The sequence below is a fragment of the Tautonia marina genome, from assembly GCF_009177065.1.
Taxonomy (GTDB): domain Bacteria; phylum Planctomycetota; class Planctomycetia; order Isosphaerales; family Isosphaeraceae; genus Tautonia; species Tautonia marina.
Genome location: NZ_WEZF01000005.1, coordinates 192602 through 219158 on the forward strand (window position 1 = coordinate 192602; position 26557 = coordinate 219158).

At 63.0% G+C, this 26557-nt stretch carries 23 protein-coding genes; 5 read left to right on the forward strand and 18 right to left on the reverse strand.

The features are described 5' to 3' along the window. Nucleotides 1-34 precede the first annotated feature (34 nt). From GA615_RS08105 to GA615_RS08175, 16 genes are all read right to left on the reverse strand, one after another. Nucleotides 35-901 (reverse strand): SPFH domain-containing protein, encoded by an 867-nt coding sequence (locus tag GA615_RS08105; RefSeq protein WP_152050917.1) that lies wholly within the window; start codon nucleotides 899-901, stop codon nucleotides 35-37. A 206-nt stretch (nucleotides 902-1107) separates the two neighbouring features. After that, complete coding sequence (locus GA615_RS08110) at nucleotides 1108-2418, reverse strand: hypothetical protein (RefSeq protein ID WP_390622223.1); 1311 nt, start codon at nucleotides 2416-2418, stop codon at nucleotides 1108-1110. After that, on the reverse strand, nucleotides 2405-3511 hold the full coding sequence (locus GA615_RS08115; protein WP_152050779.1) for a malate dehydrogenase: 1107 nt from the start codon (nucleotides 3509-3511) through the stop codon (nucleotides 2405-2407). Before GA615_RS08115 ends, GA615_RS08110 begins: the two co-directional genes overlap by 14 nt. Before the next feature lie 77 nt (nucleotides 3512-3588). Continuing rightward, complete coding sequence (locus GA615_RS08120) at nucleotides 3589-4548, reverse strand: class II aldolase/adducin family protein (protein WP_152050780.1); 960 nt, start codon at nucleotides 4546-4548, stop codon at nucleotides 3589-3591. A 41-nt stretch (nucleotides 4549-4589) separates the two neighbouring features. Then, on the reverse strand, nucleotides 4590-4814 hold the full coding sequence (locus GA615_RS08125; RefSeq protein WP_235905245.1) for a EutN/CcmL family microcompartment protein: 225 nt from the start codon (nucleotides 4812-4814) through the stop codon (nucleotides 4590-4592). Then, complete coding sequence (locus tag GA615_RS28085; RefSeq protein ID WP_235905248.1) at nucleotides 4717-5514, reverse strand: hypothetical protein; 798 nt, start codon at nucleotides 5512-5514, stop codon at nucleotides 4717-4719. Before GA615_RS28085 ends, GA615_RS08125 begins: the two co-directional genes overlap by 98 nt. A gap of 2 nt (nucleotides 5515-5516) precedes the next feature. Beyond that, entirely contained in the window at nucleotides 5517-5771 is a 255-nt protein-coding gene (locus tag GA615_RS08130) for a EutN/CcmL family microcompartment protein (protein WP_152050782.1), read from the reverse strand. 22 nt (nucleotides 5772-5793) lie between these two features. After that, the gene (locus GA615_RS08135) at nucleotides 5794-7221 is read right to left on the reverse strand and encodes an aldehyde dehydrogenase (RefSeq protein WP_152050783.1); all 1428 of its coding nucleotides are present in this window, start codon (nucleotides 7219-7221) and stop codon (nucleotides 5794-5796) included. 99 nt (nucleotides 7222-7320) lie between these two features. Next, on the reverse strand, nucleotides 7321-7668 hold the full coding sequence (locus GA615_RS08140; protein ID WP_152050784.1) for a hypothetical protein: 348 nt from the start codon (nucleotides 7666-7668) through the stop codon (nucleotides 7321-7323). Continuing rightward, a complete protein-coding gene (locus GA615_RS08145; RefSeq protein WP_152050785.1) occupies nucleotides 7668-7994 on the reverse strand; it encodes a EutN/CcmL family microcompartment protein in 327 nt (108 codons plus the stop codon). The genes GA615_RS08140 and GA615_RS08145 overlap by 1 nt, the downstream gene beginning before the upstream one ends. Before the next feature lie 38 nt (nucleotides 7995-8032). Further along, nucleotides 8033-9226, reverse strand: a complete 1194-nt coding sequence (locus tag GA615_RS08150) for an acetate/propionate family kinase (protein ID WP_152050786.1) — start codon at nucleotides 9224-9226, stop codon at nucleotides 8033-8035. A 25-nt stretch (nucleotides 9227-9251) separates the two neighbouring features. Then, on the reverse strand, nucleotides 9252-9530 hold the full coding sequence (locus GA615_RS08155; RefSeq protein ID WP_152050787.1) for a BMC domain-containing protein: 279 nt from the start codon (nucleotides 9528-9530) through the stop codon (nucleotides 9252-9254). A 109-nt stretch (nucleotides 9531-9639) separates the two neighbouring features. Then, nucleotides 9640-9927 (reverse strand): BMC domain-containing protein, encoded by a 288-nt coding sequence (locus GA615_RS08160; protein ID WP_152050788.1) that lies wholly within the window; start codon nucleotides 9925-9927, stop codon nucleotides 9640-9642. 3 nt (nucleotides 9928-9930) lie between these two features. After that, entirely contained in the window at nucleotides 9931-10275 is a 345-nt protein-coding gene (locus tag GA615_RS08165) for a BMC domain-containing protein (protein WP_152050789.1), read from the reverse strand. Between the two features lie 127 nt (nucleotides 10276-10402). After that, nucleotides 10403-11080, reverse strand: coding sequence for a phosphate propanoyltransferase (gene pduL, locus GA615_RS08170; RefSeq protein ID WP_152050790.1), 678 nt, complete (start codon nucleotides 11078-11080; stop codon nucleotides 10403-10405). Then, the gene (locus GA615_RS08175) at nucleotides 11077-11907 is read right to left on the reverse strand and encodes a DeoR/GlpR family DNA-binding transcription regulator (protein WP_152050791.1); all 831 of its coding nucleotides are present in this window, start codon (nucleotides 11905-11907) and stop codon (nucleotides 11077-11079) included. Before GA615_RS08175 ends, pduL begins: the two co-directional genes overlap by 4 nt. A gap of 230 nt (nucleotides 11908-12137) precedes the next feature. Between GA615_RS08175 and mutM the strand changes: the two genes are divergently transcribed. From mutM to GA615_RS08195, 4 genes are all read left to right on the forward strand, one after another. Continuing rightward, entirely contained in the window at nucleotides 12138-13049 is a 912-nt protein-coding gene (gene mutM / locus GA615_RS08180) for a bifunctional DNA-formamidopyrimidine glycosylase/DNA-(apurinic or apyrimidinic site) lyase (protein ID WP_152050792.1), read from the forward strand. Between the two features lie 254 nt (nucleotides 13050-13303). Then, nucleotides 13304-15328, forward strand: a complete 2025-nt coding sequence (locus GA615_RS08185; protein ID WP_235905223.1) for a sensor histidine kinase — start codon at nucleotides 13304-13306, stop codon at nucleotides 15326-15328. 120 nt (nucleotides 15329-15448) lie between these two features. Beyond that, a complete protein-coding gene (gene ftsH, locus GA615_RS08190) occupies nucleotides 15449-17371 on the forward strand; it encodes an ATP-dependent zinc metalloprotease FtsH (protein ID WP_152050793.1) in 1923 nt (640 codons plus the stop codon). Between the two features lie 123 nt (nucleotides 17372-17494). Next, entirely contained in the window at nucleotides 17495-17683 is a 189-nt protein-coding gene (locus GA615_RS08195; protein ID WP_152050794.1) for a hypothetical protein, read from the forward strand. A 196-nt stretch (nucleotides 17684-17879) separates the two neighbouring features. On the opposite strand, the gene GA615_RS08200 is transcribed toward GA615_RS08195, so the two are convergent. Both GA615_RS08200 and GA615_RS08205 read right to left on the reverse strand, forming a co-directional pair. Continuing rightward, on the reverse strand, nucleotides 17880-18494 hold the full coding sequence (locus GA615_RS08200; RefSeq protein WP_152050795.1) for a hypothetical protein: 615 nt from the start codon (nucleotides 18492-18494) through the stop codon (nucleotides 17880-17882). 153 nt (nucleotides 18495-18647) lie between these two features. Next, a complete protein-coding gene (locus tag GA615_RS08205; RefSeq protein ID WP_161602227.1) occupies nucleotides 18648-24269 on the reverse strand; it encodes an SdrD B-like domain-containing protein in 5622 nt (1873 codons plus the stop codon). Between the two features lie 1015 nt (nucleotides 24270-25284). Here GA615_RS08205 and GA615_RS08210 point away from each other — a divergent pair. Next, nucleotides 25285-26544: a tyrosine-type recombinase/integrase gene (locus GA615_RS08210; RefSeq protein ID WP_161602228.1), complete on the forward strand. Its 1260-nt coding sequence runs from the start codon at nucleotides 25285-25287 to the stop codon at nucleotides 26542-26544. The last annotated feature ends 13 nt before the right edge of the window (nucleotides 26545-26557 follow it).

A 26557-nucleotide genomic window follows, 5' to 3' on the forward strand; every position in this document is an offset into this window, starting at 1 on the left:
AACGATCATCGAGGCCGGGGAGGAACCATTTCGATTAATGAGGGTGGTGCGCGGCGTTGACGATCGGCTGCGTGCCGCGGTCGCTGCACAGTACGACCAGCAGGTTACTGACCATCGCCGCCTTCTTCTCGTTGTCCAATTCAACAAGATTCTGGCTCGCAAGCATGCCGAGCGCCATCTCGACCATGCCGACCGCCCCTTCGACGATCTTCGCCCGAGCCGCGATGATCGCATCGGCCTGCTGCCGCTGGAGCATCGCACCGGCAATCTCCGGAGCGTAGGCCAGGTGGCTGATCCGGGCCTCAATCACCTCGACCCCTGCCTTGAACAGGCGGTCCTGAATCTCGGTCCGCAGGTGATCGGCCACCTCAGCCGTGTTCCCCCGCAGCGACAGTTCGTCCTCGATGTGGGCGTCATAGGCGTATCCACTCGCCAGGTTCCGCAGCGCAGCTTCGCTCTGGACCTCGACGAAGTGCTCGTACCGATCGACATGAAACAACGCCTCGGCCGAGTCGACCACCTTCCAGACAACCACTGCCGCGATCTCAATTGGGTTGCCGTTGCGGTCGTTGACCTTCAGCTTTCCACTCTCAAAATTTCGAACACGGGTGGAAATGGCGATCTTTGAATAAAAGGGGTTCACCCAGCGCAGGCCCGGGCGCCTCACTGTCCCCTTGTACTCCCCAAACAGTTGGAGGACTTTCGCCTCATTCGGGCTCACCGTAAAAAGGCCGGTCAGGCCGATGATCGCCACCACAATTCCGACAAGTGCCGAGACCACCACCACCGCGATCTCACTCCCGATGCCGGCGATGAGACCCAGGACCGAAGCGATCAGCAGTGTCAGAAAGCCGGTGAGCCAGGCGAACCCGGACACCGGGTCCACCTCAAACTCTTTCATCGGCAACTCGGGTTTCCCCGTCGGATCGTACAGTTCTTCCATTTCATCCTCTCCGGGGGCCAGGAGGCCCAGTCAACGATTCGTCGCAGAATCGGGTTCCGGAGTAGGTTCGTTCCTCCAGCCGTTTCATTAAGGAGGTGGTTCGTCGATCGCTTCATCCGATTCTCCCCAGCCGAGCAGGGGGCCTGCGATGGCGATCCCGAAACTTATGCCCCCAGCCCCAGACGACGACGGTGATACTCCAGTCGCTGGGCAACATCCATGCGAGCAAAATCGGGAAGTCCCCCGTCTCGGGTCGGAAAGCCGTTGCGGTCAACCTCCCCCATCGGATCAGACTTCGAGGACGCAGAGCCATCACAGGTCCCACACCCGCAATCGCAACCGGCCTTCGGTGCATCGGCAACGATCGGGCTAGCCATTTGACGGGGCGATCCATTCAACGATGGCTCCGGCTTCGGCGGGACCACGACGGAGGTCGCCCCCCCTCCATAGCTCATCGAGGTCGCCATCGGTTTCAAGTCGTCATCGAGCCGTCGATGAGGACGGATTCCTAGATGATCCAGCACCGCATGGTAAGCCCGAACCGCCTCGGTCGCGCCAATCTCCCCATCAGCGATCAATCGCAAGAACTGAATAAACGCCAGTTGATTTTCAGCGTTGTTGATCTTTCGACCGTAGAGCGCCACCTTCGCGCCGTACTTCTTCGCCTCGGCCAGCAGATGGAAGGCGTCGAACGTGGTACCGGCCGATCCTCCCAGGATTCCCACCACCAGATGGGGGTCGTACCGAACCAGTTCCTCCAACGCCTTCGGCCCGTGATACACAATCTTCAAGAACACCGGCCGCCCGGCCCCGGCCACTCCGGCCAGCATCCGAGCGATCATGTCGTTGAGAAAGTGCGGCAAGATCTCGGGGTCAATTGTCCCCGGCACGTTCGGGTCAAATACCTCCAGGAAGTAGCGAAACCCCTTCCGCTCGGCTTCTTCCCGGAACGCATGAAATCGTTCGAGCGTATAAAAATCGTGCTCCGGGATATTATTGAACGTGACGCTGTATAGCCCCAGATCAGCGCCTAGCGATCGCTCCTCAGGCGAGCAATCGACATGCCCGCACATCGCATGATCGAGCAGGGCCGACCGATGCGGCTGAGCCGGGTACTCCGCGTAACGTGACCCCCTTGCCAGATGCACATCCGTTGCATCATTTGCCCGGATCGCCGGGGTCACGTGCGAACCATCGAACAATCGTTCTTCAATCGTCAGATGATAATTCGTGCTGGCCGACATCAGCATGATGTCGACTAACCCCTGCCTCGTGTTGAGGCGAATCTGTTCGCGGTATTCCTCCAAGGTCCGGAAACGCACTTCTCCCGCGTGATTCTCAGGAGATTGTCCCGGCGCACCGATGCCGAACGCCATGTCCGCGTCCTTGGCATCGGCCAGGATGAATTCCCGACAGCCGTGCGGATCGGCATGAATCGCCGCCAGTTTGCGATCGAGCGACTTAGTAACCACCACGTCCTCCGCCCGACTGCCCGGAAATGGTGACCCTTGGGCGGGCCGTCACGTTCCCCCCGCTGGCTCCCATCGTCACCCGAACCGCGTGACCATTCGACGAGGGGAGCCCTCCCGCAGGTTTGGAACCGGTGCCGCCCCCCGACGCCGCCTTTGCAGCTCCTGGATTTTTCTGCAGGACCATGTCAATCGTCTCTCGCAAGACCCGAGACGACTGCTGCAACGCCGACACTTCCTTCGGCCAGAGGTCGATCTCCAGTTGAGCCCGGACCCCTCCGCGCCCGACCACCGTCGGAACCGAAGTGCACACGTCGCTCATTCCATATTGACCATCCACGAGCGAAGAGACCGGCAGGATGCGCCTCGAATCCAGAGCGATCGCATGGATCACTTCCCGAATCGAAATCCCGACCGCGAAGCCTGCTCCCCCCTTGAGCTTGATCACCTCGGCACCGCTGCCCTTGGTTCGCTTGAACAGCTCATCACCGGTCGTCGGGGTCCATCCAGGATATTTCTCCAGAGGAAGCCCCGCCGCCTGCGCCGCCGACCAGATGGGCACCATGCTGTCGCCGTGCTCTCCGAGGATCGTCGCCGTCACCTGAGTCGCGGGCAACCCGATCGCCTCGGCAATCAATCCCCGGAACCGCGACGAGTCGAGCATCGTCCCGAGCCCGATCACCTGCGACGACGGCAACCCCGTCCGCTTGGTCGCCAGATAGGTCAGCACATCCACTGGATTGGAGACCACCAGGACAACCGCATCACTGCGGAGTCCCCCAGCCATCACATCATCGAGAATCTTCAGGAACAGTTCCACGTTGCGGTTGATCAGGTCCAACCGACTCTCATCCGGCTTCCGACGCAGCCCGGCGGTGATGCACACCAGATCGGTCTCGGGAATCGCCTCGTATCCGGTCGCCCGAATGCGTTGATCGGCGACCAGCGGAGCACCGTGTAGGATATCCAGCGCCTGGCCTCGGCACAGGTCGCCGTTCACGTCGATCAGGTTGATCTCGCTCACCACGCCGCCGCATTGCAAGGCGAAACCGGTGCACGATCCCACCAGGCCGCCACCGCCGACGATGCTGACTCTCATATCTCCACCTTCTTCTCGTTCGCGATTCTGTTCCGTCGTAATCTGGGAGAAATGCCCGACGCCTCGCGCCGAGTGTGTCAGCACGCCCCTGCGTACGATCCCGATCCACCTGCTTGCCCATTGCCCGACGATCCCGCACCACCCCCCATCACCCGCATCACCTGTTCGGTGATCGCCTGAACCATCGCCTCGAACTCAGCTCCATCCGCCTTCGCGGGTTGGTTCGGCATCGCACAGGCAGCCTGCTGGACCGCCTGCTGGAACTTGTCCGGAATGAAGGCATGCGGCTCGGGCTTGAATGACTCGTTGTATCCTTCGCGGAACAGACTGTTCCCGCAGAGGTCGCAATTCTCGAGTCCCAGCTCGAGACGCACGTCTCGCACGCCGATCCCCGGCTTCAAGCGGATCAACTCGGCCGCCTTCGCGTCGTTGTAATACTTCGGTCCACCCAGCGGCTTGGTCAGGATCAGGATCCGGCAATAGGCGTCGATGATTTCTGTCTTGAAATACGCATCCATCAGATCACTACCTGCCGTCACCGTTCCGTGATTGGCAAGCAGAATCGTATCGGTATCCTTGATGTACGGGATCACCGTGTCGGCAAACGCCTGTCCGCCCGGCGTTTCGTAAGGAGTGATGGCCACCTCTCCCAGAAACACCTCGAACTCGGGCATCGTGCACTTCGGGATCGGCTCCTGTGCCACCGCGAAGGCGGTTGCATGCGGCGGGTGGCAGTGCACGACCGCCCTCACGTCCGGACGCTGCTTCATGATCGTCAGGTGCAGCAGAATCTCGCTCGATCGCTTCCGCTTCCCGGAAACCTGATTGCCGTCGAGGTCGACGATGCACAGATCATCCGGCTTCATGAACCCCTTCGACACGCGGGTCGGCGTGCAGAGCACCCGGTTCTCATCGAGCCGATAGCTGATATTTCCGTCGTTGGCCGCGGCGAATCCCTTGGCGTAGACCCGACGGCCCACCTCGCACATTTCCTCGCGGAGCTTCCATTCTCCCATGAAATTCCCGTTGACTGACATTGTCTAAGACTCCTGTGAATGGGATCGCGCTCGCGGTGATTTCAGACGTTGATTTGATCAAGCAGGCAGGCACAATATGCGTCGACCGGAACCTTTTTTGGTCCGAACGGGTTGGCCGCCTCTCCCCCCTCGCTGATGCCGATGATTGCCCCCCGGCCCGCGCCCAGCTCATCGAACACGACCAGTTCCTCCCCTCGCCGGGACGAGCCTTCGGTGATCGCCTCCCGAGGCATCGGGACGACCACCAGAAAGCGCGGATTCCGCACGCTCGGGTGCAGTCGAGAGCAGGTCACGCGGCCGATCACCTCGCCGATTCGCATCGTCGGTCCTCCCATCAAGCCAGTCGGGACATTCGGGAGCACCCGATTTCCGGAACACCTTCACGCAGTGCAACAGCGAGGGAAGTGAATGCCCCGCGGGTTCGAGGACCAGCAGATTGACCCCCAGATGCTCAACCGCGCGGGCCACCCCGTCCGCATCTCCCGGAGCCGCCGATCGAACCCCGGCCACCTGTGCAGCCAGCCAGCATGCCACCGACCCTTGATCGGTGAAGACGACCGCGCCTCGCCCTTCCTCGCTCGCAACCCATTGGGCCGCCTCGATCACTCCCTGCCCCGCCTCGTGCCAGGACCCCTCCGAGCCGAGCAGCGATCGTCGGATCGGATCCGCCATCGCCACTCCCTCCTCGATCACGAATCCCCATTCTCCGAGTCGTCCCGCGAGATGCTCAGACACCCATCGGATCAAGATTCCTCGACGCTTCAAGTGATCACGAGCGATTGGCGTAATCACCGTCGTGGGGGCAATCCGAACCTCCCGGATCTCAGGCCCCAACCGTTCCACCTGACGTTCACCGAGCAATCGCCCCGCGAACACGCCGGACGATCGACGATCGGGCCGAGGTGCTCGGCGCAATCCCGCCAGCACGGCCCTCACGGCATCATCGACCTGTCCGATCGTTGGCACGGTCATGAATCCGGCAACCCCAGGACACTCCACCGGCCGGGCGTATTGCGGCCCAGCATTCCCTGCAAGACTCGTCCATCACTGGTCAGGATCACCCGGTCACCCTTTCCGGCCCCGAGCCGGTCGAAGGCGAGCACCGGGTCACCGTCATCTCGGCCATCGGTCCCTTCCAGCTGCACCACGATCAACCGCTCCCCTTGAAAGGTCGGATGCTTGATCGTCGAGGTCGCCGAACCGAGAACGCGGCCGATTTGCACGGGTCGATCCTCCGAGTCGCACTCAAATAAACCGCATGCCGCCGATGATCGCCGTCCGACGCTGGCGGGTGAACGTCAAGGGGGTCGTCACCCCTTCACCCGTCGGCCCGGCAATCGAGTACGAGCCCACCCCTTCGCCTCCCGTTCCGAGCCCCGCAACGCAGGCCCCGTTGATGACGAAGATCGTGCAGTCCATCACTCGCCCCATCTTGTCCATCACGGTCGTGTCCCGAGAGTGGAGGATCGCCGTGTGGCCGTAGCCGTGCTCCGACTGCTTCGCCAGCTCGATCGCCCGATCCACGTTCGTGACGCGCACAAACGGGATAAACGGCATCATCTGTTCATGCTCGACGAACAAATGATCCGCTCCGGTCTCCCCGAACAAGATCTGGGTCCCCGCCGGAATCGTCGCGCCGGCGAACCGCGCCAGTACGTCCGGGTCCTTCCCGACCAGATCCTTGTTCACATGGGCTTTCCCATCATCCCCCTTCACGAATGCCGCCCGGGTCAGGGCGTCGATCTGGTGCGGATCGAGCCGATAGCCCCCGAACCGCCCCACGGCATCCATCAACTTATCGAACACATCCGCGGTGGCGAACACCTGCTTTTCACCGATGCAGAGCAGGTTGTTATCGAACGCTGCCCCGGTGATGATCGACTTCGCCGCGTTGTCAACGCAGGCCGTCCCATCCACCACCACTGGCGGGTTCCCCGGCCCGGCCACGATGGCTCGCTTGTTACTCGCCAGGGCCGCTCGCGCCACCATCGGCCCACCGGTGACCACAAGCAACTTCACCCCTCGGTGCTTGAACAACGCGTCGGCCGACTCAATCGTGGGCGGATTGATGATCGTCAGCAGGTCATCCAGGCCAATCGCTTCTCGAATCGCCCTGTTAAACGCCTGAACCCCTTCCGCCGCAATGTTGGCCCCCGACGGATGCGCGTTGAACACGACCGTATTCCCGGCCGCAAGCATGTTGATCGCATTACTTGCCAGGGTCGGCAAGCTGTGAGTCACCGGGGTGATCGCACCAATCACGCCGAACGGGGCGTATTGAGTCAGGGTCAACCCGTTGTCGCCAGCGTTGTTCTCAGTCCGCAGGTATTCCACCCCCGGGATCGGCGGAATCGCGTCTCGCAGCTTGGCGATCTTGTGATCGAGGCGACCGATCTTCGTCTCACTCAGTTCCTTCCGACCCCACTCCTCGGCCCGCTCCACGCAAAGCCGCTTGATCTCCTTCACCGCCCGGTCCCGGTCGGCCAGAGGACGCAGGCGGAAGGCTCGGAAGGCTGCCTCCGACGCCGCCACCGCAGCATCCGCCGTCGGATAGACGCCATCATTCCCACTGGGGCGAGACACGCCAGGGCTCGCCTGCGAGCCATTGCTGCCCATCTGAGACAGCACTTGCTGCACCACGTTGCGAATCAGGTCCTCGGTCATCGGTTGCATGGCGATCACCCTGGGAAGGCGAAGGGCTTGGCCCAATCCGGGCCGCGCCCGGCATCGACCGCGCGATCGTTCGATCGGCCGATGGGCTCGTGATTCAGTTTATCGACGGCGTTTGATTCGAAAGGGGAGGCAAATCGCAATCGCGGTCAGCCACCCGTAAACGAAGCAGGTCATCCAGGCCAGCGGAAGGAGCATCAGGTTCGTGACTCCTCCCGCCGGAGCCCCGGCTTCGGCGGCGACCACTCCGAGCAATCGCATCGGCGGCCACCAGTAAATTGAGAAGAGGATTCGAGCCGGTGCGTTCGGCGGCAAGGACAGCACCTGGGGCCACCATCCCGAAACATGCCAGGCCACTGCGGAGTGGACCAGGGCAAACAGGATGGCCAGCATGATCTCCAGTCCGCATCCGAATCGCCCCCAACGTCTCGGCTCCTGTCTGGTTTGCATCAGCGATGACGATCGTCGTCTCGACCGGAGAACACGACCGTTCCACCGATATCCACCGTGTCCACCAGGCCGATCACCACCGCGTCGATCGGCAATTTCTCGGTCTCCGGCGTCAAGCGGGCACTCGACCCCTGACAGATCAAGACCATCTCACCAATTCCCGCCCCGAGGGTATCGACCACCACGAACGTCCTCCCGGTCGGAACCAGTCGGGTGTTCGAGTCGGGATCGACCCGGTACGGCTCAACCGTCAGGAGTTTGTGCCCGGTCATCGACGCAACCTTCTGGGTTGCGACCACAGAGCCGGTTACTCGGGCAACAAACATCAATGCGCTCCGATTACCTGAAGGTCGGTACCCACCACTCAGATCGTTCCCGCCAACAGATCACGCGCCTGGCGAGCCACGATGATCTCTTCATTCGTCGGAATCACCCAGACCTCGACCCGGCTGTCTGCCGTCGAAATCTTGTGCTCGCCGCTGACCGCCTCGTTCAACTCGGTATTCAGATGAATGCCGAAGAATCCGAGATCCTGACAGACCATCGATCGAATCCGAGACGAGTTTTCACCAATGCCCGCCGTAAACGCGATCGCGTCCGTATCCCCCAACTCCACCAGATAGGCGCCGAGGTAGTGTCGGATCGAGGTCACGAACATCTCCAGCGCGAGCTGGGCCTTCGCGTCTCCCGAATCCGCCGCCGCCTCCACGTCTCGCAGGTCGTTCACCCCGCAGAGGCCCAGCAAACCCGACTGCGACGCCAGGACGTCGAGCGTTTGTTCCAACGACATCCCGGTCGCCCGCATGACCGCGGGCAAGGCAAACGGATCAAAATCTCCCACCCGGTTGTTTTGAAACAGTCCCGATTGAGGACTCATCCCCATGCTCGTGGCGACCGACTTTCCTTCCTTGATCGCACAGAGTGAGGAGCTTCCCCCGAGGTGACACGAGATTACCTTCAGGCCGGGACGGCGAATTAGCTCCGCCGATCGTTCCGCGATGTATCGATGACTCGCACCGTGGAATCCCCAACGAAGCACGCCATGTTCGGTCGCCCATGCTTCCGGAACCGCGTAGCGCCGGGTCCGATCCGGGATCGTCGCATGGAACCCCGTCTCAAAGGCCGCCACCAGAGGCATTTCCGGAAATCGCTCCGAAAGCATCCGCATCGCCTTCACATAAGGGGGATTATGTGCGGGTGCGACATCATTGAACGCTTCCATTGCGACCAGCAGCGATTCATCAACCCGTTGAACGCCGCTGACACCTTTCGCATGAACCGCTTTGAATCCGATCGCGGCAACCTCGTCAGCCGATGCAATCACCCCCAGCATCGGATCGGTCAGTTGCGCCAGGCAAAGCCGCACCGCCTCCCCGTGATCAGGGATCGGCTGCTCGCCGTCGGTCTTCCCTTTCGACGAGCTGAATGCCACCTTCGACTGCGGCGCACCGATTCGTTCGACCGCTCCCCGAGCCAGCATCGGCTCTCCCGGGGCTCCCAGGTCGTACAGGCGGTACTTGAAGCTGGTGCTCCCGAGGTTGGCGACCAGAATCTTCATCGCGCGTCCCTTTCAAGCATCCGGGTCATTTGCCGACGAAGGCGGCAACCACGGCCGGGTCGGGCCGGGGAATCACGTGCGCCGCGTGCAGCTCGCCGCAACGGGCCGCGGCCTCAGCCCCAGCCTCAACCGCGGCCCGAACGCTGCTCACATCGCCCCGGATGATGCCACTGACCACGCCGCCGTCGAGCTTGATGACCGCCGTAGCCACTTCAACATTCGCAGCCTTGAGCATCGCGTCATACGCGTAGATCAGGCCGATGAGCCCTCTCGTCTCGATCAGGCCCAGTGCCGAGCCGTTCATAGATGGTTCTCGATCATGGAATGGGGTGAGAGGAGCGATGCAAGGCGGGAGGACAGGCCCTCCCGCACAACTGCCCAGGACAATCATCGGCCCGATCGGCCGAGCCGGCTCAGGCGAAGAACGTGCCGAGCACGGCCGGGTCCGGCCTCGGGATCACATGCGCCGAGACCAGGTCTCCCACCCGGCTGGCCGATTCGGCCCCGGCTTCGACCGCTGCCCGAACGCTTCCCACGTCCCCACGAACCACCGTGGTCACGTAGGTTCCGCCCACGCTGATCCGCCCCACGTGCGTCACGTTGGCCGCCTTGAGCATCGCATCGGTCGCTTCGATGATGCCGACCAGCCCTCGGCACTCGATCATTCCGAGTGCCTCTCCTGAAGCATTTCCGCTCGCCATGGGTCAGGCTCCCTCTTTCTTGGGGGTCGTCGGGGTGCCGGCCTGAGCCGCCGCCTTGGCCTTGGCGAAGCTCAACACGCCGCCAAGCTCCTCATGCGGACGCGGAATCACCTGAACACTCAAGACCTCGCCGATTCGGCTGGCCGCTGCGGCACCGGCATCAACAGCTGCCTTGACCGCCGCGACGTCGCCCACGACAAACGCCGTGACCAGGCCGCTGCCGACCTTGTCCCAGCCGGCCAGCTCGACGTTGGCCGCCTTGAGCATCGCATCGGTCGCCTCGACCAACGCGACGAATCCTTTTGTTTCGATCATCCCGAGCGCTTCGTGGATAGATCCATTTGCCATGATCGGTCCCCTGCAGTTCGGCCGTCGACCGGGGTCACGCTCCCCGATACGTCGGCATGGTTCGTAGTGGTGTCGGTCGGTGTGGGTGAGTGACGGCGATCGAGGCACGCCGGCCTCGCTCCGAACCTCACGGCTTGATCAGTTCGACCTTGGTCGCATGGACCAGGTCACTCGCGTTTCCTTCGTCGGTGTCGATGTGGACCTCCAGCTTCCAGTCCGGATGGGTCCGAACGAGCAGGCCCTCCAGCGTGGTCGGGCAGGGGCCGTGAATCCGAAGGTTCATCCGGTCCTTCGCCTTGACGCCGTAGTATTCGGCGTCTCGATCTCCCATGTGAACATGCCGCTCGGCCCGGATGACCCCCTTGGTCAGCTCGACGCTCCCCTTCGGACCAATCAACAAGCAGCCCGGCGTTCCCTCGATATCCCCGGACATCCGCACCGGAACATCGATCCCCAGGCTGATCGCGTCGGTAAACGACAGCTCGACCTGGCTGAACTTCCGGCAAGGTCCCAGGATGCGAATGTTCGGGATCATTCGCTGTCGCGGGCCAACCACCGCCACCGTCTCGTTGCTCGCAAAGTCGGTCGCCTGATAAAGGCGCTTCATTTCGGTGAGCTGGTATCCCTGGCCGAACAAAATGTCCACATGCTCCTGTGTCAGGTGGACATGCCTGGCCGAGATGTTCACCACCAGGTTCGGCCGGTATCCGGTCGACGCCTGGCCGTTGCCGGAGAATTGCTGCTGAAGGATCGACCGAACAACCTGTTCAATCTGTCCTCGGCTGATCGCGGTGGTCGCACTCATCGGGAGACGCTCCTCGATCCGGGGGTTCGGGCCGACGCTCGGCGGTCGGAGTTGTCTTCAATCGGGTCGATCGGAGCGATGGTCAGCGCCACACCGGCCTGTTCCAGCATGTCCCGATCCTGGCCGGAAATCTGCGAGTCCGTCACCACGTGATCAACCTCATCCAGCCCGCAAAGTTTCGACAGGGACTGGCGGCCAAACTTCGAATGATCCGCGGCGATCAGAATCTCCTGCCCGCATGTCATCATCTGTCGCTCGGTCTCAACCAGCAAGCTGTTCGAATTGAACACGCCCTCACCTGTAATTCCACCGGCTCCCAGGACCGCTCGTCGCACGCGAATGCCTTGCATCGTGGCCACGGCAAGCGGACCCATCGCCACCCCCGTTCGAGGGTAAATGTAGCCGCCGATCAGGATCAGGTCGGTTTCCTTGCTCGACGCCAGCAACGCCGCAATCGGCAAACTGTTGGTCACCACCTGCAAGGGCCGCCCCACCAACGCCCGGGCGACTTCCAGCGTGGTCGTCCCCCCGTCAAGCAAGACAGTTTCGCCATCCTCGATCAGGTCGCACACGGCCCGGCCAATCGCTCGCTTCTCCTCGGCCGCAGTCGTCACCCGGTCGTCGAGCGCGGGCATCGACCGCACCTCTCCCGAGCAAACCGCGCCGCCGTGAGTCCGCTTGATCGCTCCGGCCTGGTCCAGCGCTTCCAGATCGCGCCGAATCGTGCTTTCCGAAGCCCCTGTCGCCCGGACAAGTTCCTCCAGGGAGGCAAACCCCTGGCGACTCACCAGCTCTAGCAGGGTCCGTCGCCTCGATTCGACCAGCATGTCACCCTTTCCGGCAGTGTTCTCGCACGTTCCTTCACTAGATTCCAATACCGACCGAACCCCGTCAAGAACCCCCTGAAGAAAATGATCGCTTTTGCGCGATTTTGGAAACACTTCTGACCGTTTGCGATCATCCAGTGAAGTATTCGTGAACGATCCGCGAAGGCGTACAATCAATGCCGGTTTGTCCTGATCCACCGGAACCTCTGCCCCTCGCCGAGTCTCCTCCCATGCCCGAGCTTCCCGAGGTCGAAACCATGGTCCGCGGCCTGCGACCCGCCTTACAGGGCCGGACCATCCGCAAACTCTCGGTCATCGACCCCCACCTTCTCTCGAATTGCAACGCCGAGACGCTCGAACGCAAGGCCCGGGGAGCCGTTGTCGAGTCCGTGAACCGCCGCGGCAAGTGGGTCGTCATTGCCATGACCGCACCCAGAGGGATCATCGTCATCCAGCCGAGGATGACCGGAGCCTTTTACCTGGTGGACTCCGAACTGGCCCGGCACATTCGGCTTACCTTCTCGATGGCCGACCCCGAGCCCTACGCCGCCGTTCACTACAACGACCCTCGGCGGCTCGGTCGGATCGCCTGGTACCCCGACCTCGACTCCGCCACGCTCGCCTTTTCCAAATCCCACGGTCCTGACGCCCTGGTCATCTCTGCCGACGACCTCGCCGCCCGGCTCTCCCGCACCTCCCGACCGATCAAGCCCACCTTGCTCGACCAGAAGGTCCTCGCCGGCATCGGCAACATTTATGCGGATGAGATCCTCCACCGATCCGGCATCCATCCCGAGCGACCCGCCAACACGCTCGACCGCCCCTCCATCGACCTCATGCACCGCGCCATGGGCGAGGTCCTTGCCGACGCCATCGCCGCCGAGGGCTCCAGCTTCGACCAGGGCTACCGCACCGTCCTCGGCCTCGAAGGCGGCTTCCTCGCCGTCAATCACGTCTACGGCCGCACCGGAGAACCCTGCAAAATCTGCCAGACCCCGATCGTTCGCGCCCGAATTGCCGGCCTGATCGGCCGCTCCAGCCACTTCTGCCCCACCTGTCAGCCCGGCGACGGCCCGCTCGTCGAATCACTCCCCCCCACCCGCAAGCGATCGAAGAAGGACCGCTCCACCCCATCGACATAAGTTGTTGCATCGTATTCTTGGGAGCCGATCGCAGTCTGGGCGGTGCTCTACGATCCAGCACGCTGATCGATCGCCCATTTTGCAGAGGAGTGAGGGTCATCTAGGCGACCACGCCCCGATCGGGTATCCTGAAAATTGATTCCAGGGAAGGACCCGAGCCGACGATCGCAAGCGTCTCAAGACCCGCCGGTCGGACCTCGTTGCGTCCGTTGGCGGATCGTTTCGTTCTCCGAGCGTCCCGACGGAGACCGCCGGTGTCGTATCGCACCTTCAAGCACCTGCTCGGCGAAACGAGCCTGGAGCGAAAGTGCCGGTTCATCTTCGGCGGCGGCATTTTGCTGCTGGTCACGATCAGCTTTTATATCTACGGTCGCAAGACCGAGAGCCTGGTCATCGGCCAGAGCCGCCAGGCGGCCCGGATGCAGGTCAAACCGATCCTTGAGGAGATTCACCTCAAGGCTGCCCTCGTCCGCCCCGAACTGGCCCCGATCGTTGACAAGGTTTCCCGAGAGCTGACCCCCAAGGACGGCTTCCAGCATTTCGACTGGCACGTCGTCAAACCGTTTGCCGAGGAGACCGAGCGCCGCCCTCGCGACGAATTCGAGCGCCGGATCGTCGACCGCTTCCTCCAGGCCGCCATCCGCCAGCGAGGCGATTGGGACGCCAATGGCCTGACCCGCCCCTACAGTTTTCCCGACGGCACCCCGGCCGAGTACACCGAGATCGGCCCAGATCGCTCCGAGTACACCTATGTGCAAGCCGTGCTCTTTCGTCCCGGCTGCATCGCCTCGTGCCACGCCAGTCCCGCCGCCGACCCCGTCCCCGCGATGGTCCCGATCGAGATGACCCGCCAGGGCATGGAGGTTCCCGAAGCCGGCCTGGAGCCGATCGTCCCGCCGCTTGACCCGATCGACGACGAACCCGGCCTCTCCTACGCCGCCCAGTACCATGACATGATCCGGCTCGACGAGTCGGGCAAGTACGCCCGCACCCAGCCCGGCGACCTCGCCGGCGTCGTCCTGGTGAAGCTGCCGATGGAGCAAACCAACAAGGCGATCAACCGCAACCGAGCCATCCTGATCGCCACGGCCCTGGTCACGGCCATCCTGGCCATGTTCGCCTCCTGGACGATCGTCCGCTACATCATCGTCCGGCCGGTGAAGCACCTGCGCGAGGTCTCCGACGCCATCGCCGCCGGCCGCCTGAACATTCGCAGCCGCATCCAGACCGGAGACGAGTTCGAGGAGCTCTCTCACGCCTTCAACCGCATGCTCCACAACCTCGTGGCCATGCAGCAGGAACTGCGCGACGTCAACGGCGACCTCGATCGCAAGGTCGATGAACTGGCCCAGGCCAACATGGCCCTCTACGAGATGAACCGGATTAAGAGCGATTTCCTCGCCACCATGAGTCACGAACTCCGAACCCCTCTGAATAGTATTATCGGTTTCTCCGAAGTCCTGTCCGGGAACGAGCAACTCAGCGAAAAACAGCGCCGGTATGCCTCGAACATTCAGAACAGCGGCCGCATGCTCCTGTCGATGATCAACGACATCCTCGACCTGGCCAAAATCGAATCCGGCAAGATGGAGGTCCGCTCCGACGACTTCTCCGTCCGAGAGGTCTGCGAAACCCTGGCCGTGCAAATGCGCCCGATGGCCGAGCGGAAAAGCATCGAGCTGGAATGTCGGCTCGACGAGGCCATTCCCCTCGTCCGACAAGATCAAGGCAAACTGCGCCAGATCGTCTACAACCTCCTTTCCAACGCCATCAAGTTTACCCCCGAAGGTGGCCGCGTCGTCCTCTCGGCGAAGGCCGAAGGACGCTCCATCGTCGTCGCCGTGGCCGACAACGGCATCGGCATCGCCGCCGAGGACCGCGAGGTGATCTTCGAGAAATTCCGCCAGGCCGGCATCCCCGGCCAGTCGGCCGATGTCCTGATCCGAGAACACCAGGGAACCGGCCTCGGCCTCTCCATCGTCCGGGAACTGGCCCGGATGCTCGGCGGAGACGTGTCCCTCGACAGCGAACCGGGACGGGGCAGCACCTTCACCGTGGTTATTCCCCAGCAACTTCCCGGCGACCGTCGCATCGAGGTCGCTCTCTCCGATGGGACCATCGACCTCTCCAAGGCTCGCCGGATCGAACACCACCCCGCCGCCGCCTCAACCGTCGGGGCACCCGCTCCTGCTCCCGCCGCTCCCGATCGCCGCCCCCGTCCTGATGCCTTCCGGGCTCGCTCCGGATTACGCATCGATCCTGGTCAAAATGACTCATAACGCGCCGAAGCCGCCACATCATGCCGACACAAACGATTGCGTGAAACTGATGCAGTCGTGACTCGCTCTCTGCACCACCGTCGCCTTCGCCCTTGCCTACGATCACCGAGACGACCCCCGATGAGCGCGCATCATTCTCAATCGTCCGACAACGCCTCAGGCCCGAGACGGCCCCTTTACTGGGGCCTTGCGATCGCCTCGGTCCTGATCCTCTTCACCCTCGCCGCGGTCATGAGTCATCGCGCCTCAATGACCGAAACCTGGACCTACGGCCAGTTCCGCCGCGCTCTGGTCGACGGGAAGGTCAAATCGGTCGAACTCGGAACACGAAGCCTCGACGCCGAACTCCGGACCCTGCGACCCGACGGCCAGCCCAGACGGGTCCGCGTCTCCTGGTCTGGTGCCCAGGCCGATCCGAACCTCACCGAACTCCTCGATCAGCATGCCGACGATTACGCATTCCAGCGCGACCTGAGCGCCCTCGCCTCCGGCATCGCCACGCTCGGCCTCATCCTCCTCTTGCTCCTTGGCCTCGTTCTCATGACGCGAGGCGGTGGACTCGGCCCCGCGATGGCCTTCACCCGAGGCAAGCCCAGAACCCGGAACTCCTCCACCCGCCGCGTCACCTTCGATGATGTCGCCGGGCTCCGCGAGGCCATCGAGGAACTCCAGGAAGTGGTCGGCTTCCTCAAAACCCCCGAGCGCTACGCCGCCCTGGGTGGTCGCATCCCCAAGGGCGTCCTCCTCGTCGGCCCCCCCGGCACCGGCAAAACCTTGCTCGCCCGTGCCGTCTCGGGAGAGGCAGGGGTGCCGTTCTTCGCCCTATCAGGCTCTGACTTCATGGAGATGTATGTTGGTGTTGGCGCGGCTCGGGTCCGCAACCTCTTTGCCAAGGCCGAGGCCAAGGCTCCTTGCCTGATCTTCATCGACGAGATCGACGCCATCGGCAAGGTCCGGTCCTCCGGCGCTTCCGGGGCGCAGGATGAGCGCGACCAGACCCTCAACCAGCTCCTCGTCGCCATGGACGGGTTTGATGTTAACAGCGGCATCATCGTCATGGCGGCCACCAACCGCCCCGAGACTCTCGATCCCGCCCTGATCCGCCCCGGGCGCTTCGACCGCCATATCCGGGTCGATCCCCCCGACCTCGTCGGCCGCGAGCAGATCCTCAAGGTTCACTCCCGAGAGGTTCCGCTCTGCGACCAGCTCGACCTCCGCCAGGTCGCCGCCATGACCTCCGGTTTCGCTGGCGCCGAGCTGGCCAACCTCGTCAACGAGGCCGCCCTGCTGGCCGCCCGTAAGGGGAAAGACCGCGTCGAGCGGGTCGACTTCGAGCAGGGCTTCGAGCGCATCCTCGCCGGTCCCGAAACCCGAGGCCGGATCATGCGCCCCGACGAGCGCCGACGCATCGCCGTGCACGAGGCCGGCCACGCCCTCGTCTCCGCCAGCCTTCCCGGAACCGACCCCGTCCACAAGGTCACCATCATCGGCCGGGGCAATGGCATGGGTGGCTTCACCATGTATCGACCCGAGGAAGACCGTTTCCTCCACACCACCGAATGGCTCATGAACTGCCTCGCCGGGCTCCTCGGCGGCACCGCGGCCGAGGAACTTGCCCTTGGCTCCATTTCCGACGGCGCCACCAGCGACCTCCAGCGCGCCACCCAGATCGCCCGCCGCATGGTCACCGACTTCGGCATGAGCCCCAACCTCGGCCGCGTCTGCTACGGCATCGATCCCTCGTCCGGCCAGGGAGGCCCCGGCTGGAGCGAACGAACCATCCGAGAAATCGACCTAGAGGTCCGCCGCATCCTCGACGAGGCCCTGGTCCTGGCCCACTCCGTCCTCCGCCGCCGCGCCGGCGCGCTCGTTGCCCTCACCGAACTGCTTCTCGAACGCGAGACGATCGACGCCACGGAACTCCACGCGGTCCTCGACCTCCACCCCGACCCGACTCCTCCTCCGACCCTCGCAAGCAACCCTCGCTCGTCCCATCCTCCGCAGCCCCGTTCCCTGGCTCATGAAGCCATGGAACCAAACTGACACAGACACACAAGAAATCAGGATGGAGAGCGAACCTCTTACCGAACGGAGCTGATTTGCTCGCCCGACTTCTCTCGGGTTCCCCAGCCGCTTTCTCTCCTTCCCCGTGTCGGAGGCTCCCTCATGTCGAATGTCTGGACAGTCCTCGCCTCGATCCCTTGGTTCGCCTGGATCGCGATTGTCGCGATCACGTCAGGCTCCGTGGCTGGGATCTTCCACTCCTGGTTCCAGCATCGCGAACGCATGGCCATGATCCGCCAGGGCATGCGTCCCGACCTGGCCGAGGAGAAATCCTCGTTCCCCGATCTTTGATCAATGCGAGGCTCCCTGCCCCCCATTCGCTCTCATCCCATTCCTGAGCGCTCCTCGGCGTTCCCCTTCAAAGAAACGCAAACCGGCCCTGATGGTTCTCGCCATCAGGGCCGGTTATGTTCCATCACTGACCAGATAATCCTCAGCGCCATCGATCACACGGCCCGAAGCCGGCGACAAGAACCTTGGTCCCGCATCATTGCGGATCGGGTCTCCGTCCGCCCCGGGCAGAAACAGGCAGCAAGGCCGACTGGCCTTGCGCAATGAACAGGTTCACCTTCTCGGCGTGGAGCCGAATCAACTCGGCGGCCAGCGGATTGTGGCTGGTCTCGAAGGCCAGAACTCCTCCCGGAATGAGCTCATATTCAAAGGTGATCTCATCGGCAAGGTCAAAGATCATCCGAAACACCAGATCACGTTGGTAGATTCGCGCCCCGCGTTCCAGGCGTTCCTCCATCTGTGCCACGTGTTCCTGAAGCACCTCCACCAGCCAAGGATAGGCCTCGGGATCACTCACCCAGGTGAGGGCCATCACTCCTGATCCATGCTCATCTTCGTAATCATGAACGACATGCCGGATGAGCAGGGAATGGTTGAACAGCAAATTGTGAATGTTGCGCCCCTCGGCTTGCGAGAGGGCTTCGTCTCCCGGCCCAGACACGCGGTCCTTGACCTGCGCCCAGGCCATCGACGGCACACTCAGGAAAACCACGAGCGCTCCCGTCGCGATTCCTGCGGCAAGGCAATGCCTTCGTCCAGGCAGGCCCCCGCGTCTCGGATTGAATTGGTGGTGTGTGATGATGCGTCTCATCGGATTGTCCTCCGGCTCAGGAAGCGCTCGGATCGATTCGGACAATCAAACAGAAATGAGTTCGTGATCCAATCACCCTCAAGGGCGGCATCATGACTCAAACCCTTGGCTCGCCGACCGGCAATGCTCGGCCGGCGAGCCTGGGCATGGTGGTCAGTTCCACCGCCAGTCATCCAGTTCGTCCAGCGCCAGGTCGATGACCTCAAGCGCCTTCGAGGTGTCCGTCACCCCCGCGAGCCGGGCGGCCGAGGCCGATCCGGTCCCCAGGGCATGATCCGTGGCGGCCAGTCGGCTCGCCAGCGGAGCCAGCAGCGGAACCGTCCGGGCACCGTTCGTCCCGAACAGGATCGTCCGCACATCCTCTGTCGAGCTGTCGCGGATCGTCCACAGCGACGAATCCTGACGGAAGGTTGCCAGGTCGATCCGGCCATCCGCGTCGTATTCACCCGGAGCTGCAACGTCCCCGGCCGCCCCCGTCGCCACGGCATAGCCGAGGTTCGTCGACGAAGGCAGGATGAACCAGTGAGCCGACCCCGCGAGCAGGTCGCTTTCCGAACGATACGTCGCGATGTCGGCCTTGCCGTCGCCGTCGTAGTCGGCCGGTACGGGCAGATCCATCAGGTTCGCCGCGCCGAAGGCAATGTGATAGGCCGAGCCGCCGCCCGAGGGCAGAATGAACCATTCCGCCGCGCCGGGGGTCACGTCGCTGTCCGGTCGGAAGGTGGCGATGTCGGCCTTGCCGTCGCCGTCGTAGTCGGCCGGTGCGGGCAGATCCATCAGGTTCGCCGCGCCGAAGGCAATGTGGTAGGCCGAGCCGCCGCCCGAGGGCAGAATGAACCACTCGGCCGCGCCGGGGGTCACGTCGCTGTTCGGCCGGAAGGTTGCAATGTCGGTGATGCCGTCGCCGTCGAAGTCGGCCGAAACCGGCATGTCCATCATTCCCGGAGCGCCGAAGAGGACCTCCCTCGTGCTGCCGGTCGACGATTCGATGATTGTCCAGCCGGCGGCATCCGCGATGCCGTCGCCGGTGATGTCGACGTTCGGGCGGAAGACGGCGACATCGATGATGCCGTCGCCGTCGAAGTCGCCGTGAACCGGGATGTCTCCCATCTCGCCCAGAGGAACGAGGTGGGCCGATCCGTCCGAAGTCTGGCGAACTTCAAACCGGCCACCCGTCGCGTCGTCAGAGGTGTAATCGACCAGGTCGGTCAGGCCGTCGCGGTCCATGTCACCCGGGGTCGCCGGGGTTGCTTCGACCACGACCTGGAAGCTGCTCGATGGTCCTTCGACCCCGTCGTGATCCGTGGCCGAGAGTGTGACCTCGAACGTTCCCGCGGTCAGATAGCGGTGCGACTGCAGACCGATCGGGCCCGCCTCATCAACGACGACCGTCCCCGTCGTGCCGTCTCCCCAGTCGACCACGACCGTCCAGGGGCCATCGTCACCAGGATCGACCAGCGTACCAAGGTCGATGACGACCGTTGTTCGCTCATCCGCGGCCTGTCCGGCCGGAGCGGTGATGGTCGGCGCCACGTCGAGCACCGTCACCATCGTCTGAGCGTCGGTGCTGCCACCGTTCGAATCGAAGATGCGGGCAAAGACGGTGTACGTGCCGTCGTCGCCGAAGGTGAACATCGTGCTGGCGTCTGCCGACGCCTCCCCGAAGCTCGATGCCAGGCCGGCCGGGGTCAACGCGAAGCTGTAGCGGAACTCGGCGGCAGGGTCGTCCGGGTCCAACGGATCGGTGAATTCAACCGTCACCGGGCTCCCTTCATCGACTGGCCCGTTGTTCGACAGGGTCGCGGTCGGGTCGTCCGGGACCGCCAACACGTCGATCGTTGCCGTGGCCGGAGCACTCTCGGCCGTCCCATCGCTGACGATAAAGACGAACGAGTCGGCGCCGAAGAAGTCCGCGTCGGGCTCGTACGAGAACGAGCCGTCAGGGTTGAGCTGCAAGGTGCCGTGAGCCGGTCCGGTCACCAGGATGACGGTCAGCAGATCCCCTTCCACGTCAGAAGCATCTGCCAGCACTCCCGGAGCGGCAACCTCCAGGGTCGTGTCCTCGGCGACCGAGAACGACATGTCCGCGGCCACCGGCGCCGCGTTGATCGTCAGCAGGTAATCCTCAACCTCACCGGCCGCTCCATCGCCGGTCGGGGTGAGCTCGCCGGTCCGGCTGAGGCGGAACCGGGCATAGGTCGTCGCGCCGGCCGAGGCATCGACAGGCACGGTGAAGGGCAGAAGGTTCTCACCCTCGACCACTTCCTGCGACACGAGGATTTGCTCGCCAAGGTCGTCCCAGTCGCCGTCGGCGTTGAAATCAACCCAGGCATCGAGGAATCCGGTCCCGCCGGCCAGCGAAACGAGTACGGTCAGCGTGGTTTCCTGGCCGGGGCGGAGCACCGTCGAGGAGAAGGTCACACCATCGTCGCTCGGGTCGCCATCGGCTCCGACGGTCGGCTGACCGTCGAGTTCCCCATCGATCAGCTCGCCAAGCTGGAAGTTGCCCGTCACCACGTGAGAGGCACCATCAGAGGCGATCAGGGTCGGATAGGTCGGATCGGGGGCATCACCGTAATCAAACTGGGCCAGGGCGCCATTGATCTCCGTGATCACATCGCCACTGGCGAAGGTCACGGTCGTGAGCAGATCGTTCGGATCTCCCGAGCTGGGCACGTAAGCGCCAGGCGGAATGATCTGGATCGTATACGTTCCTGGTCCCAGGTTGGCCAGCGACCACATGCCGTTGGCATCGGTGAGGGTGAGGAAGACGGTCGGTTCGGTCTCTTCGTGACCACCGGCCGAACCGCCTCCGCCGTGGCCGCCACCGCCGCCACCACTGCCGTGTTCCGATTCCTCCACCGCCAGTTGCACCATCACCGTCACGCCGGCCAGGCCCGGTTCATCGAGCCCCTGGACGCCGTCGAGGTCGTAGTCGTCGAACACCGTGCCGCTCACGGAAACGTCGGCGAAGTTGCCGAAGTCGAGCCCGTAGGCGGGCATCAGGTGCCCCGCAACGAGGCGATAGATCGACCCGGCGCCGTCGTTGAACTGGATCGGGGGTCCGCCCCCCTCGTGCGCAATGTCGGTGCCCACGTAAGGAATTTGCAAGACGCCGCCGTCGAACGAGACGGGCGTGCCGCTGCTGGTGTAAACTCCCATCCCCAGCGCGGTCAGGTCAATCTCAAGCAGCATCGAGAACGAAACGGGAATCGCTCCGTCTTCCGTTTCCTCCTCACCGTGCTCGCTGCTACCGCCGAACTGACCGTCAGCCGGCTGCAGGAGCCGCACCGTAACCGGTCCCATGATCTCGCCGGGCGTACCCTCGTGCCCTCCGACCATGACGTAGCCCGAGAGTTCGAGGCTCTGGAAGGTCGCCGGCACCGTCTCGGCCGTGCCATCCCCGTCCTCGTCGGTCGCGGCGAAGCGCTCGACCACCCCCGTTCCGAAGAGGGTCAGGTTCAAGGGATCGCCGCCGTGACCGGCACCGCCGCCCCCACTGAGCAGCGAGAACTGCGCCAGCAGCGGGAACGTGTCGGTGGCCGGCCCCAGGTCTGCCAGCCAGGTCGCGGTGCCGTCGCTCTCGGCATCCACGTAGGGCGCGCTGCCGATTTGGCCAGGGACCACATCGATGAAGTAGGAGACAGCGCCACTCTCGCCACCGGGGTAGGTCTGCAACCAGGTCACGTCCCCCTCGGGAGCAACCTGACGAATCTCGTAGGTCCCCGGGATGACGTCGACGAACGAATACATCCCGTCGTTGTCGCCATCGGTGGCCGAGATCGTCGAGGCCACGACCACGCCGTCGAGCGTGACCAGCTCAACCGTCCAGTCGTTCAGGCCCACTTCGGTCGGATCACGAAGTCCGTCGCCATCGAAGTCCTCGAAGACCTGGCCGATGATGATCCCCACGTCCGAGGCTGCGTAAATGGTCACGGCGTAGTCTTCGACCTCGCCGTCGCTCGCCTCGCCAAGCGGGCCGAGCCCTGCGTCGGTGCTGAACCGGAACCGGGCAAAGGTGTCGACACCCTCCTCTAGCTCGCCAATCGCGGTCAGGTCGAGATCGACCTCGTTGTCACCCGCCACGAGCGGCTCGTCGGTCAATACCTGATCGGTCGGGTCGAAGACCCCGTTGCCGTCCAGATCGAGCCAGGCGCTGAGGTTGCCGGCCCCCGAGGCGTTGACGATGATCGTGTTGACCCTGCCCGCGACCAGGGCGGACGTGAAGTTCACGCCGTCTTCGTCGTCATTGCCGTCAAGGTCGTCACCCAGTGCCTGCCCGTCAGGCTGGCCGTCCTCCTCGGGATCGACCGACCCACCCAGCCGCAAGGCACTGACGATCTCGTGCCGGGGCCCGTCGTCGGCCAGCAGCGTTCCATAGCTTTCGGGCGCGTCGCCGTAGTCGAACCCGCCCAGTTGCAGGACGTTACCGAAATTGAGGATCTCCGTCCCGCCGCTCGTCAGGAGGATCGTGTACGAGAAATCGGGCGCTCCCGGCAGGGTCTGTACCCAGGGCAACGCCACGCTCTCGGTGACCTTGTAATAGCCTGGACCCAGTCCTTCGAGCACGTACGACCCGTCAGCGCCGGTCGTGACTGTCACCGGACCACTAGGGGCATGACCGTGTCCTGGAGGAGGTCCAGCCTGACCACCCCCAGGGCTCCCGCCGTCTTCCGTGTCCAGCTCGGTCCCGAGGCTCTCGATGACGATTTCCCAGCCTTCGAGGCCAGGCTCGCCTTCATCAAAAACGCCGTCCCCATTGATATCCTCAAACTTCTGCCCCTCGATCGCTCCGAGTCGGAAGACCCCGAAATCGGCCCCCGGTGTCGGCGTCATCGACGAGAAGAAAAGCTCACCCTGCTGCTCACCGGCTTCGTTGAACAGCACCACCGGCGGCTCGGTCCCCCGTTGCTCGTACACGTGGCCAAAGGCCGGGAAGCGAGCGATTTCACGGGCGAGGAATCCGATCGCGGACTCGTTGATCAGGGGAGAGGTGACATTGGGCCAATCATCGGGCACGTCGATCGAGACGTACAGATCAAACGACCCATCAGCCAGCAGGGGCGTATCTTGCCGGGCCTCGACAAGGCCGGTCGACGCAGGCGTTTCCCGGAGTGTCAGAGAGATCGGTCCCTGATACCCTGCCTCGTGCTGGTCGGATCGGAGAATTCCGTTGAGCGTCAGTTCGGTCATCGTGGCCGTAACATCGGCCAGACCATTGCCGTCGGCATCACCTCCGGGAGAGGCGGTGGTCACCACCGTGGCCATCCCCGAGAACGAAACCCGCGACGGCCCGATCCCCTGCGGACCGAACTGGAACAGGAAGTCGCCGTTCATGAAGTAGGATTGGGTGCTTTCCGGGCCCGACGTGGGGATCTCATCGATCCAGCCTTCCGTTGGGTCGGTCAGCGGTGTGTCGGACCAGGCGCCGATGGTCTGGTTCGCCGAGTCAATTCTCAGGAAATACGGCCGTGCGGCATGCTCGACCATCGGATAGGTCTGCACGGCATCAGCCGCTTCAGGAGCGATCTGAAGCTGATAGTCGCCGACAGGAACAGGTTGGCCATCATTGCCAAAGGAATAACGTCCCTGCGTATCCGAGATCGTGGTCCGATACGGCTCGGTCGAGCCATCCACGATATTGAACTTCAGGAGTTGAACCTCAACCCCCTCAATACCCACTTCGCCCACATCCCTCAGGCCATCGCCATCCATGTCTTCAAAGAGCTGACCGAAGATCTGGGACAGCAGCGTCCGATCTTCGAGGCGTTCCAAACGGCACCCCGTTGGTCGTCGCGAGTGCCCCGACCACCGACGTGCATTGAGAGACGCCTTCCGGGTCAGCCCTGATCTCGATGTGAGAAGATGAACCGACATGAGACTCTCTCCTTCCTTCTACGCAAAGCATCGACACCTGTAAGAGGCTCAGTCATGGCGCACAAATCCCCGGTCACCGAGCCTCCTCCGGTGAACCGCTCTCATTCACTCACGGCGAGATACCCAATGGGTCGAATCTGCGCACCGGCCCGACTCGACCCAACAAATCAGGCAACTGCCCTGTCAAAACGCATTCATCATTCCTTGGGTCTCCTTTCATCCAGACAGCCGGATACGAACACAAAACTTCAACAGACAATCAGATGATTTTAAAAACACAAGCTCACGCAACACTCACAAAAAAAAGCCAAACCCTGACCACTCATGGCCTGGTTTGGCTCTCACAGCCGTTAAGCCACCCATCGAGAGTGACCTATAAGATAGGATAGCAACCGTCTTCTAGGTCTTCAAGAGGTCTAACACAAAAAATTTTCCCCGTCCTACCGGGCACCCACTCGACCCCCCAGCTCGCACCCGTTCGCTCCCCCACCAGCCCAACCCCCGCCAACCACGCCGAAGGAGTTCAAAAAAAACGGCCCCACCGGAAAACCCGATGGGACCGAATCGTTGAGATCAACCACTGAAATCAGTGATTGTTTAAGTTGACGTCCACCTATCAAGTAGGCTGACATTAGTGGGCGATACAGGGCTCGAACCTGTGACCTCCAGTGTGTCGAACTGGCGCTCTAGCCAACTATAGCATTCCTGCCATCCGGCGACACCACCTGCCATGAAGTGAAATAGTCGAAATTCCCAGGGAAAACACGGAAAACAGTGCGAAAAGAATAAAAAAATTTCCACGGTTTATTCCGACACTTTCTGCCACGTAATGTAGGATGCTGGTACAGCCAGGGGGGCAGCCAAGATCATCCCCCCGGCGATAACCACCAGGATCATTACAATGGGCAACGTGATGAAGCTGACGTCCACGCGGTATGTGGACAAGAACGGGTGCCGCGTGTCGAAGCAGACGCCGGGGGCACGGAAGGTCAACGAGCGGTCGACGAAGTATTACGGTCAGTACGTCGACGCCGATAGCAATCGATGTCGAGTGCCATTGAGTACAGATAAGACGGTCGCCCGGCAGCAACTCGCCGAGATCGAGCGTCAGATCGAACTGGGCAAAGCAGGTCTCGTCGATCCCTATGGTGCCCAGAGAAAGGCACCGATCGCCTCGCAGATCGACGCTTACGAGGCCCACTTGCGGAACAAAGGGGTCACGTCGAAGCACCTCGCGGAAACCATGAGACGGCTCCGAGCCGTCCTCGAAGGCTGCCAAGTCCGATCTCTGGCTGATCTGAGAATCGAGGCCGTCGAGCGGTTCTTTTCGCTGCTCGCCGATCGCGGGACAGGCGCGACGACTCGGAATAGCTACCGGATGTCGGCCAAGGCGTTCTCCCGCTGGTGCCTGATGACCCGCCGAATGGGGGAAGATGCCCTGGCAAGCCTCGGCCCCGCCTCCGGGGAGATCAGGCGTCAACGCCGAGCGCCGACCGAGGACGAACTCTCCCGACTCATCACCACCGCGAGGGAACGACCGCTCATCGAGGCGTTGACCGTACGACGGGGCAAGAATAAAGGGAAGCCACTCGCAAGCGTCCGCCCCGAGGTGCAGGACGAGCTGAATCGACTCGGGCGCGAACGCGGACTGATGTACATGACGCTCGTCCACACTGGACTTCGCCGGGGCGAACTGGAGGCACTGGAGGTTCGGCACCTCAACCTCTCGGAAGACCGCCCCCAACTCATCCTCCCCGGTTCGATGACGAAGAATGGCAAGGAGGCCCGCATCCCCCTCCGTTCCGATCTCGCCGAGGCGCTTCGAATCTGGCTGGCCGAGACCGGCAAGTGGGGCTTCGACCGGGTGTTCCGCGTCCCGGTCCAACTGATCAAGATTCTCCGACGCGACCTGAAAATGGCCGGCATCCCCTACCGTGACGACAATGGCCGGACGATCGACGTCCACGCCTTCCGGCACACGACGGCGACCTACCTCGCCAAGAACAAGGTCTCGCCCCGCGTCGCCCAGAGCTTCATGCGGCACAGCGACATCAAGCTGACGCTCCAGACGTACACCGACCTCTACGCCCTCGACGAAGAGGAAGCACTTGCTGCCCTACCACCATTGCCCCGCGTGATGAGTCCAGACGAGACCTCGCCCCCGACAGAGTGACACAAATTGAAGG